This is a genomic window from Nocardia farcinica, assembly GCF_029867845.1.
Classification (GTDB): Bacteria; Actinomycetota; Actinomycetes; order Mycobacteriales; family Mycobacteriaceae; genus Nocardia; species Nocardia farcinica_A.
In genome coordinates, this window is record NZ_JARWRU010001210.1 from 1 (window position 1) to 3,966 (window position 3,966).

4 protein-coding genes are annotated in these 3,966 nt (G+C 70.8%); all 4 read left to right on the forward strand.

Annotated features, from left to right (window positions below; genetic code table 11):
* Nucleotides 1-185: hypothetical protein (locus QH283_RS26840; protein ID WP_280505720.1), on the forward strand; the 185-nt coding region annotated here is incomplete at its 5' end.
* 7 nt (nucleotides 186-192) lie between these two features.
* Entirely contained in the window at nucleotides 193-1,347 is a 1,155-nt protein-coding gene (locus QH283_RS26845) for a glycosyltransferase family 9 protein (RefSeq protein WP_280505721.1), read from the forward strand.
* 2 nt (nucleotides 1,348-1,349) lie between these two features.
* Entirely contained in the window at nucleotides 1,350-3,029 is a 1,680-nt protein-coding gene (locus tag QH283_RS26850; protein WP_280505722.1) for a carbamoyltransferase family protein, read from the forward strand.
* A 37-nt stretch (nucleotides 3,030-3,066) separates the two neighbouring features.
* Nucleotides 3,067-3,966, forward strand: a 900-nt coding sequence (locus tag QH283_RS26855) for an acyltransferase (RefSeq protein ID WP_280505723.1), incomplete at its 3' end; no start/stop codon positions are given.

A 3,966-nucleotide genomic window follows, 5' to 3' on the forward strand; every position in this document is an offset into this window, starting at 1 on the left:
CCGCGGGGGGGGTCTCCGCGGGCCTCGGCGGCGTGCCCGCGCCGGTGGGCGGCACGCCCCGCGCCGCCGCGCCCCCGCCGGCGGTGCGGGTAGCCGACCTGCGCGCCTGCTACCTGCCCGACCCCGGCGCGCGCACCGCGGCGGAATACCTCGCCGGGCTGCCCGGCACGACACCCGCACGGTGAGGACCTCGTGAGCACCGACCTGACGCTGTCCACTCAGGGATTCCATTGGAATGAGGATTGCCGGCACTTCCAGGGCGGGCTGCCGTGCCGGCACTGGCGGGCCTGCCCGGGCTGCAGCCACTACGACCCGATCACCTATCGGGTGTTGATCGTGATGCTCAAACGCCTCGGCGACATGCTCATCGCCTCCCCGCTGCCGACCCGGATCCGCGATCAGCACCCCGGCGCGCACATCACCTGGCTCGTCGGCGCCGAATCCGCGCCCGTGGTCGAGATGATCGCCAGCGTGGACAGAGTCCTGGTCTGGGGCCCCGACACCGCCCACACCGTGCTGGCCGAGCACTACGACGAGGTTCTATCGTTCGAGCGCGACCCGGCCGTGGCCGGACTCGTTCCGCGCATCAGCGCCGACCACCGCGCCGGGCTGGCCTACGGCGGCCCGCACAACGCCCTCTACCCGATCGGCGAGGCGGCGCGGCACTTCTTCGCCATGAACACCTGGAACGATTTCCGCACCCGCAGCAACCACAAGACCTGGACCGAACTGTATTTCGAGATCGCGGGCTACCACTACACCGGCGAGCCCTACCAGCTCGAAGTCCCAGATGCCGCCCGCGCCCGCGTCATCACCGCGCTCGCCGGCACCGGCGGCTGGATCTGCCTCAACGTCGGCGGCTCCAAGACCACCAAACTGTGGCCGGTCGGCAACTGGATCGCCCTGGGGCGGCGGCTGCTCGACGACGGGCACCGGCTACTGGTGACCGGCGGGCCCGGCGAGCACGAGGTGTGCGAGCAGATCCTCACTGCGCTCGATACCGGCATCGGCCGGGTCCGCCACGACCCGTGGACCCTCGCCGAGTTCGTGGCCGTCCCGGAGTCGTGCGCGGTCATGGTGACCGGGGACAGCTTCGGCTACCACCACGCCCAGGCCCACGACCAACCCGTCGTCGTCCTGTTCGGGCCGAGCAACCCCGCCGAGGTGGTGCCCCGCCCCGCCGCCACCGTCACCGTCCTGCGCTCGACGCTGGCGTGCTCGCCGTGCGCGCACCAGGTCACCTGCGGCGGGATCGGAGGTTGCATGGAGACAGTCACTGTGGCGGCCGTGCACACTGCGGTCGCCAACCACCTCGCCACTACTTCCGTTGCTCCACAGGAGTTTTGACCATGGGACTCGTGCTCGGTCTCGGCGGCCCCTACCACCACGACGCCTCGGCCTGCCTGGTCCACGACGGCCAGATCGTCGCCTTCGCCGAAGAGGAGCGCTTCTCCCGGCGCAAACACCACCGCGACTCCCGCAGCGCCGCCGCGACCGCCGCGTGGTGCCTGCGCTACGCCGGCATCGGATGGGCCGACGTCGACGAAGTCGCTGTCGCGTGGAACCCGTCCTGGCCGGAACCGATCGAGGAGATCACCGACGAGGACCTGATCACCGAACTCCTCGGCCCTATCGCCGATCCCGATCGACCGCGCCGGTGCTCGGTCGTGGCCCACCACCTGGCCCACGCCGCTTCCGCGTTCTTCCCGGCTGGGGTCGGCGAGGCTGCGGTCCTGGTTGTCGACGGCTCCGGCGACGGGATCTCCACCAGCATCCACCATGGCACCCCGGCAGGCCTGCGCACACTGCGCGAATGGCCCTTCACTCAGTCGCTCGGCTGGTTCTACCAGGCCGCGACCACCCACGCCGGACTCGGCGACTGGACCCATGCCGGCAAGCTCATGGGCCTGGCCGCCTACGGCCGCCCGGTCATCGACCTCGGCTTCCTGCGCCCGGCCCGCGGCGGCTACCACCTCGACCTGTCCCGCTACGGCCTCGAACCCGCCACCGACCAGACCTACCGCTACAGCGATCTTCGCTACTATCGTGACCTGCAGACCGCTTACGGCAAGGCCTTCACCGCCGCCGGAATTCCCCCTCAGCGCGGCAGCGCCGAGGCCCACCTCACCCCCGCCGCCGACCTGGCTGCCTCGGCACAGCTACTGCTGCAGCGCTGCATGCTCAGCCTCGCCGGCACCGCGGTGCGCACCACCGGCTCGAGCGTGCTGTGTCTGGCCGGCGGGGTCGCGCTGAACTGCACCACCAACGGGATACTCGCGCGTACACCGGGAATCAGCGAGCTGATCGTCCAACCGGCTGCCTCAGACTCCGGCTGCGCGGTCGGCGCCGCCCTCTACTGCGCGCACCGCCGCGGCGAACTGACGGTGCCCGGCCACCGCCAAACCTTCCCGCTGCTGGGACCCGAATACAGCAACCACGACATCGAGGCCGCGCTGCACGATCTCGGCGCGGTGTACTCCACCCCCGATGACATCGCCACGACCACCGCGCAACTGCTGGCCAAGGGCAAGATCATCGGCTGGCATCAAGGCCGCAGCGAAGCAGGCCCGCGCGCACTGGGCGCCCGCAGCATCCTGGCCGACCCGCGTTCACCTCTGCACCGCGACCGCATCAACCGCGAGATCAAACGCCGCGAACCCTGGCGCCCGCTCGCACCCAGCATGCTCGACCTGACCCGGTGGACGATCACCCCCCACGGGCCCGCCGAAGCGATGATCGTCGCCCACGACGCCACCGATGCCGCCCGCCAGCACCTGCCCGCCGTCGTCCACGCCGACGCCACCCTGCGCCCGCAACTCGTTGACCCCGCCCGCCAACCCGACTACGCCCGCCTGCTCACCGCGTTCGCCGCCGAAACCGGCGTCGAGGCCCTGCTCAACACCAGCTTCAACGGGCCCGGGCAGCCGATCGTGGAAACCCCCGCCGACGCCCTGACCACCGCCGCCGACCTCGGCCTGGATGCAGTGGTCATCGGCGACTACCTCATCACCCCACCGGCCACCGACTGACCTCAAACACCCGACTCGCAGCGAGGACAATGACACCGTGACCAGCACCGACACCACAACCACCACCGACCGCACCGGCCTGCCCGAAGGAGTCCAGCTCGGCCTCGGCTGCGACATCGCCGCCGACGTCGACTTCCTCGTCGACCCCGGCGCCACGATCACCGTCGGTGACCGGGTCAGCATCCGCCGCGGCACCACCGTGCAGGCCAACACCGGCGGACACATCGTCATCGGCGACGACGTCGCGATTGGGGAGAACGTCGTCATCTCCGCCATGAACGTCATCCGGATCGGGCCCGGCGCCGGGATCTCGAACATGGTCGACATCCACGACCACAATCACCTGCCCCGCACCCACACCACCGTCGCGCCCGGCGCGCCGATCACCCCGTGGGCCAGCGGTTTTGAGGTCGCGCCCGTCACCATCGGCGCTGGGACGATCATCTCCAACAAGGTCACCATCGTCGCCGGAGTCACCATCGGCCAGAACACCCGCGTCGGCGCCAATGCCGTCGTCACCACCAGCCTGCCCCCAGGCGCCACCGCGGTCGGTATCCCCGCACAGGTCATCGCTCGCCATCCCAGCCCGCTCGACCCCACCGGGCTGCGGCCCGAATTGAGGATCGGCTGGTTCGGCACCAGTCTCATGGAGCACCTCGAGGCCCACAATCCGCGCCTGCACACCCAGGCCGACTTGCCCGAGATCGGCGAACACATCGAGGTCACCGAACGCCGCCACCGCGGCTACGTCACCGCCCTGACCACGACCTGGCAGACCCTCTACCCCTGGGTCACCATCACCTCCGACAACCACGGAGAAGGGGGCGCGACGTCACGCGACGTCCTGGCCAACCTGCGTGGCGCCGGCGGCCGCGGCGGCCCGGGGGGGCGGGGCCAGCACGGCGGGGGCGTAAACCACCGCAGTGGCCCACACCCA